This is a genomic window from Streptomyces sp. URMC 123 (assembly GCF_051386515.1).
Classification (GTDB): domain Bacteria; phylum Actinomycetota; class Actinomycetes; order Streptomycetales; family Streptomycetaceae; genus Streptomyces.
Map to the genome: position 1 here is coordinate 1 of NZ_JBPQTV010000386.1, position 5,501 is coordinate 5,501.

The 5,501-nt window shown below is 74.2% G+C and carries 8 protein-coding genes; 4 read left to right on the forward strand and 4 right to left on the reverse strand.

Annotation, left to right across the window (positions count from 1 at the left end):
* Positions 1-147 precede the first annotated feature (147 nt).
* Complete coding sequence (locus tag ACSNOD_RS27770) at positions 148-1,476, forward strand: B12-binding domain-containing radical SAM protein (RefSeq protein WP_436769823.1); 1,329 nt, start codon at positions 148-150, stop codon at positions 1,474-1,476.
* Between the two features lie 128 nt (positions 1,477-1,604).
* Here the strand turns inward: ACSNOD_RS27770 and ACSNOD_RS27775 are convergent, their stop codons facing one another.
* From ACSNOD_RS27775 to aac(3), 4 genes are read right to left on the reverse strand one after another with little or no spacing between them, the layout of a single operon-like run.
* Entirely contained in the window at positions 1,605-1,931 is a 327-nt protein-coding gene (locus ACSNOD_RS27775) for a DMT family transporter (protein WP_436769824.1), read from the reverse strand.
* Positions 1,928-2,287 carry a DMT family transporter gene (locus ACSNOD_RS27780; RefSeq protein ID WP_436769825.1) on the reverse strand — a complete coding sequence of 120 codons (360 nt, stop codon included), beginning with the start codon at positions 2,285-2,287 and terminating at the stop codon, positions 1,928-1,930. The genes ACSNOD_RS27775 and ACSNOD_RS27780 overlap by 4 nt, the downstream gene beginning before the upstream one ends.
* A complete protein-coding gene (locus ACSNOD_RS27785) occupies positions 2,284-2,832 on the reverse strand; it encodes a TetR/AcrR family transcriptional regulator (protein WP_436769826.1) in 549 nt (182 codons plus the stop codon). Before ACSNOD_RS27785 ends, ACSNOD_RS27780 begins: the two co-directional genes overlap by 4 nt.
* Before the next feature lie 24 nt (positions 2,833-2,856).
* Complete coding sequence (gene aac(3), locus ACSNOD_RS27790; protein WP_436769827.1) at positions 2,857-3,723, reverse strand: aminoglycoside 3-N-acetyltransferase; 867 nt, start codon at positions 3,721-3,723, stop codon at positions 2,857-2,859.
* Between the two features lie 257 nt (positions 3,724-3,980).
* On the opposite strand from aac(3), the gene ACSNOD_RS27795 reads away from it, so the two are divergent.
* The 3 genes from ACSNOD_RS27795 to ACSNOD_RS27805 all read left to right on the forward strand — a co-directional run bounded on the left by ACSNOD_RS27795 (position 3,981) and on the right by ACSNOD_RS27805 (position 5,419).
* Positions 3,981-4,223 carry an acyl carrier protein gene (locus ACSNOD_RS27795; RefSeq protein ID WP_436769828.1) on the forward strand — a complete coding sequence of 81 codons (243 nt, stop codon included), beginning with the start codon at positions 3,981-3,983 and terminating at the stop codon, positions 4,221-4,223.
* Positions 4,224-4,413: 190 nt separating this feature from the next.
* Positions 4,414-4,926 (forward strand): general stress protein, encoded by a 513-nt coding sequence (locus tag ACSNOD_RS27800; protein ID WP_436769829.1) that lies wholly within the window; start codon positions 4,414-4,416, stop codon positions 4,924-4,926.
* A 103-nt stretch (positions 4,927-5,029) separates the two neighbouring features.
* Complete coding sequence (locus ACSNOD_RS27805) at positions 5,030-5,419, forward strand: DUF2795 domain-containing protein (protein WP_436769830.1); 390 nt, start codon at positions 5,030-5,032, stop codon at positions 5,417-5,419.
* The last annotated feature ends 82 nt before the right edge of the window (positions 5,420-5,501 follow it).

Here is a 5,501-nt window from a genome sequence, read left to right on the forward strand (position 1 = left end):
CCTCCGCTTGCCGCGAGCCCTCACCCCCGCGCGGCCGGGCCTCAACCCGGGCGCCCGCCCGGGCGTCAGTCCGAGTGCCCGGCCCCCGACCGTCCCCCTTCGACCGTGAGGACCACCCTCACCTGGCGACCCCGAGGTGACCCGCACATGAGCCGGATCTGCCTGGTCGTGCCGACCCATCGGTGCGACCGCCACGTCGTACGACTGCCGCTCGACGCCCTGGCCGCCGCGGGCCGCCTCCGGGCCGAGGGCCACGCGGTGACCGTCTGGGACCACCGGCTCCAGGACCGGCCGGGGACCGGTCCGTACACCCGCCCGCACACCGGCCCGCCCTGGGACCTGATGGTGTTCTTCTCCACGGTCACCGACAGCGCCCACGGCCACCCGCTGGATTTGGCTCCGGTGCGCGCGGCCGTCGACCGCGGCAGAACCCTGTGCCCCACCGCCCGCACCGTCGTGGTCGGGCCGCACGGCACCCTGCTGCCGGACGACACCCTCCGGGAGCTGCCGGTCGACCACGTCGCCATCGGCGAGTCCGAATCCGCCGCGGTGGGCGCCGTGCACGACCTGCTGGCAGGCACCGCGGCACCCGTACTGCCCGCCGCCCCGCCCCGCCCGCCGCTGCCGCTCGCCGACGGGGCGCGCGTGCCGTATCCGGACATCCCCCAGGTGGACTTCGCCCCACCCGCCTACGACCTGGTGCCGCTGGGCGCCTACACCGGCGAGGTCGTCCGCGGTGGCATGCCCCAGGCCGGCCCCTGCGGCATGGTGCTCGCGGCCCGCGGCTGCGCCGACGGCTGCTCCTTCTGCCGGACGTCCTTCGGCACCCGGGCGCGCGCCCGGCCGCTGCGCCGGGTGCTGGCCGAGGTGGACGCGCAGCGCGCCGGCGGCCTGGACTTCATCTGCTTCCTCGACTCCGGTTTCGGCGCCGACGCGGCCTACTACCGCGCCCTGTGCCGGCGGCTGCGCTGCCGGGACATCGGTTGGACGGGGCGGACCCGGCCGCGGACGGTGCTCGCCGGCAATGTCATCGAATGGGCGCGGGCCGGCTGCCGGGGGATGCGGCTCGGCGCCGTACCGCCCACGGAGTTCCGGGGGCCCGGCCACTGGTCGCCGGCGGGCGGGGAGATCCACGACGCCGTGCTCAAGCTCCGCGACGCCGGCATCACCCCCGTCGTGTCCCTGCTGCTCGGGCTGCCGGGCGACGACGCGTGCGCCGACGGCCGGCTGGTCGACTGGGCCGCGGAGCTGCCGGCCTGGTTCGGCGTGGAGCAGGTCTTCCTGCGCCCGGGCACCGCGCTCCACGACCGGATCGCCGCCCGGATCGGCGGTGGCACCGGGCCCGCCACCTGGCAGATGGTCCACGAGGTCAACCGCCGTTACCGGGCGTCCCACCCGGTGGACCTCGACGCGGTGGAGCGACGGCTGGCGATGCTGCCCAACCACGTGGGGAACGCCATGACGCCGGTCGGCTGAGGCGTGGGCCGGTCGGCCGGCCGGGACGGCGACCGTCGGGGACGGCGGTCGGCGGGGACGGCGACCGTCGGGGACGGCGGCCGATCCGGGCCGGGGCGCCGCGGGGGAGCCGCCCGTCCCGGGCCGGGTCAGTGGCCGGCGCCCAGCTCGATGAGCAGGACCCCGGCGGCGATGAGGCCGATGCCCAGGACCATGACCTTGGTGAGGGGCTCCCGGAAGAGGACACGGGACGCGACGGCGGTCAGGGCGACACCGGCCGCGGCCCAGATGCCGTACGCCACGCCGAGGGCCATCCCGCCGTCCAGGGCGAGGCTGAGAAGGGCGAAGGCGGCCAGATACCCGGCGCCCACGGCAAGGAACCACTTCTTCCGCCCGGCGCCCCGCGACGCCACGCGCAGACAGAGGGTGGCCGCGACCTCGGAGAGGATCGCGCCGATCAGAAAGACCCAGGTCATGAGCGGACCCCCGGCTCGCGCCGGTGCGCGGCCTGCGAGCCGAGCTCCACGCACAGCACCCCGCCGATGACCAGGGCGATGCCCAGGCCCATGGTGGCGGTCAGGGGGTCGCCGAAGAAGGCCGTGGCCAGGACGGCGGTCAGGGCGACACCGCAGGCGCCCCAGATGCCGTACGCGACGCCGAGGGCCAGCCCGGCGCGCAGCACGAGGGACAGGGCGGCGAACGAGCCCAGGTAGCCGAGGACCACCAGGGCGTAGAACGCGGGGTGGTCCAGCGCCGCGCGCAGCGAGAGCGTGGCGGCGACCTCCAGCAGGATCGCCGCCGTCAGCAGCAGCCATTTCCTCAGGTCCCTCATGCGGGGGCCTCCTCCCGAAGGAGTTCTTCGGCGACCGCGAGGAGGTGCGCGCGATCGCCGGCCGGTACGGGGAAGACGCCGGTGGCGGCCGCCGCCCAGTAGCCGTCGGCCAGCAGCCGCGCGGCCGTGAGCCGGCCGCGGACCGGGCCCTGCAGGTCGTCGGGCAGGGCCAGCCAGGGCTCGAAGTGCCGGACCCAGGTGCGGGTGAGGGCGTCGCGGTAGAGGGCGTCGGAATGGATCGCGAAGTCCGCCTGGTCGAACTCCTCGGTCAGGGACATCTCGACATAGGCGCGGATGCGCCGGTGCGGCGAGGCCGTCTCCACCGGCTGTCCCAGGCGGTCGCGCAGGAGCTTCTCCCACCGGGCGGCCACGTGCTCGACCACGGCGAGCATCAAAGCTTCCTTGGTCGGAAAGTGGTACATGAGCCCCGGCTTGGTCAGCCCCGCCTGCCGGGCCGCGGCGTCCAGCGTGATCGAGCCACCGCCGTCGGCCCGGAGCAGGTCGAGCGCACCGTCCAGGATTCGGTGCTTCGCGTTCCTCGTCACCCCTCTACTTTACCATCCGGAAGGTTAAGTAGCGCCGCCCGGCCCGGCGCCCAGCCTGCTCTCGATCCACGCGACGCCGAAGTCCACCACCGCTCGCGCGTCGAACAGATGGCTCTCCGCGGCCCCCACCCGCCCCCGGGTGCCGATGCCCGCGGCCAGCATGTCCCGACCGATCACCGTGAACGGCCACTCGCCCTCCGGCACCACCGAGGAGTAGTCGAACGCCTCGTCCTCGGTGTCGATGTCCGTGAAGCGCCGCCAGACGCGCCGCCCCTCGACGAGGATCGGCTGCTCGTACTCCACGAACCGCTTGCCCGGGGCCTCGGCGAGCGCCTCCGCGTGGTGGAGCAGCGTGATGGTGTCCAGCGGCGCGCCCAGCAGCAGCACCCGCCCGCCCCGCTCCACCAGCCGGGCCAGCGGGCTGCCCGGACCGTGCGGATGGTCCCAGGGCTGGTCGGCCATGAGCTCCTCCGCCGCCGCGCCGACCGCCACGAACCCGGCGTCGGGGTGCCGGCTGCGCACCGCGCCCGGCCAGTGGCGCAGCGCCTCCGGCAGCCGCCCGTTGTTGTGGTCCGCCTCGCTCAGCAGCGGGTCGAAGGCGGGGTGCTCGGCGCGCACCGCGTCCTGCCACTCCCGCGGCCAGGTGGTGAAGTCGTACGGCGGCGCGTCGTTCCACCCGCAGGGGGCCATCAGCGTCCCGCGGTCGCCCACCACCTCGCCCAGCGCCTCGATCACCGTCGGCGGGCCGCCCGCGACATAGCCGAGGGCGGACAGCCGGGTGTGAAACATGACCGTGTCGCCCTCGGCGAGGCCGAGAGCCCGCAGATCCCGGATCAGCCGGCCGCGGGTCACCGGGCCGTCGGAGAGCCGGAGAAGATCTTTTTCGTCCACGCCGGTGAGGCTAAGGGGACGGGTGGGTCGGCGGTACCGATTTTCTCGGGCGCCGTTCCGGTTTCCGGACGCCCGTGACGCACGGCGATCGCCGCCCGGCTGTGTCAGGTTCCCAGGGCGGGGTAACCGATGGGCTCCGAGGGACGCGAACCCCCGTCGGACCTCGGAGCGCGCGAGCGCGCGGCACAACCACCGAAAAATTCCGTCACCGGACCACCGGAGACGTCACCGGAACCACCGGAGAGGAGACAGACACCATGGCTACGGGTGAGACCGGATTCAGCGACATCGTGTTCGACCTGGTGTCCGTGCAGTACCACTCGCTCAAGGCGGGACACGACTACGGCCAGTACGTCCGCGACGCGGAGAACGCGGGCAAGAAGGAGATCGCCGAGTTCTTCCGCTCCGTGATGGAGGAGGACTCGCGGCGCGCCGCGGAGTGCCACCGGTTCCTGAAGGAGCTGTCGGGCACGGAGGACGCCGGGCCCGCCGCGCGCTGAACCGGCGCGGACAGCGCCCCCGGGTGGCCGGACCCGTGCTCACGGCACAAGCTGAACGCAGGGCCACCCGGTCACGGAGCCACCTGATCGTGGGGCGGCCGATCGGTCGCCCGTCGCAGGCGGACGGCCGTCGCGGGCGGCGAACGCCCGGCGGCCAGGTGGCCCGGCACCTTCGGAAAGGCAAGGAAAGATGGCACAGATCGATCCGACGCCCTTCGACCCGGTTCACGCCGCCTGGAACACGGTGGCGAGCTACGACGACTACGAGGCGGCCCAGGCGGCCGTCGACCGGCTCTCCGACGAGCGGTTCCCGGTCGAGAACCTCGACATCGTCGGCTCCGGACTGCGCCTGGTCGAACACGTCACCGGGCGGCTCACCAAAGGCCGCGCCGCGGCCCTCGGCGCCGCCAGCGGTGCGTGGTTCGGGCTGTTCATCGGCCTGCTGGTGGGGCTGTTCACGCCCGGCCCGACCTGGCTCGGGCTGATCCTGGGCGGCGTCCTCATCGGCGCCGTCTGGGGAGCGGTCTTCGGCTTCGCCGGACACGCCGCCACCGGCGGCCGGCGCGACTTCGCCTCGACGCGCACGCTCGTCGCCTCCCGCTACGACCTCGTCGTCCGCGGTGGCCACGCCGAGCGGGCCAGGGCCGTGCTCGAACGAGCGGGCCTCGTCGGCGACCGCCCCCAGCCGTACGACCGCCCCTAGCCGTACGGCCGCTCCGGTGCCGGGCCCACCCGGGGGCCTCGTACCCGGGGGCCACACGCCCGGCGGAGCGCCGGGCAGGCCGATCTCGATCAACGGAGGAAGCATGACCCAGCACGGACGGGACAAGATCGGACCGGTCCGGGACGACGAACTCAAACAGGAACTCCAGGGCGAGCTGCGGGCCAATCGCGCCCTGCGCGCCCACGAGCAGCAGGAACTCCAGCCCTCCGGCGAGGACCAGCCCGAGGTGAGCCGCGCCCCCAACGCGAGCTTCCCCGGCTCCGTACCGCCGGGGATGAGCCCCGAGCTCACGGTGGTCCGCACCGAGCTGGCCCGCCACCTCGAACGCGGCATCTACCCCGCGCGGCGGGACGCGGTGCTCAAGACGCTGCGCCGCCACAACGCCCCGGACCGGCTGCTGGACCTCGCGGAACGGCTGCCCGCGGACGCCGAGTTCACCAATGTCCAGGACATCGTGCGCGCGCTGAGCTGACCGGAACCGGAAGCGGAACCGTACGCAGGCGGGACCGCACGTCGTACGGCGTCGGCGCATGAGTACGCGTACTCATGCGCCG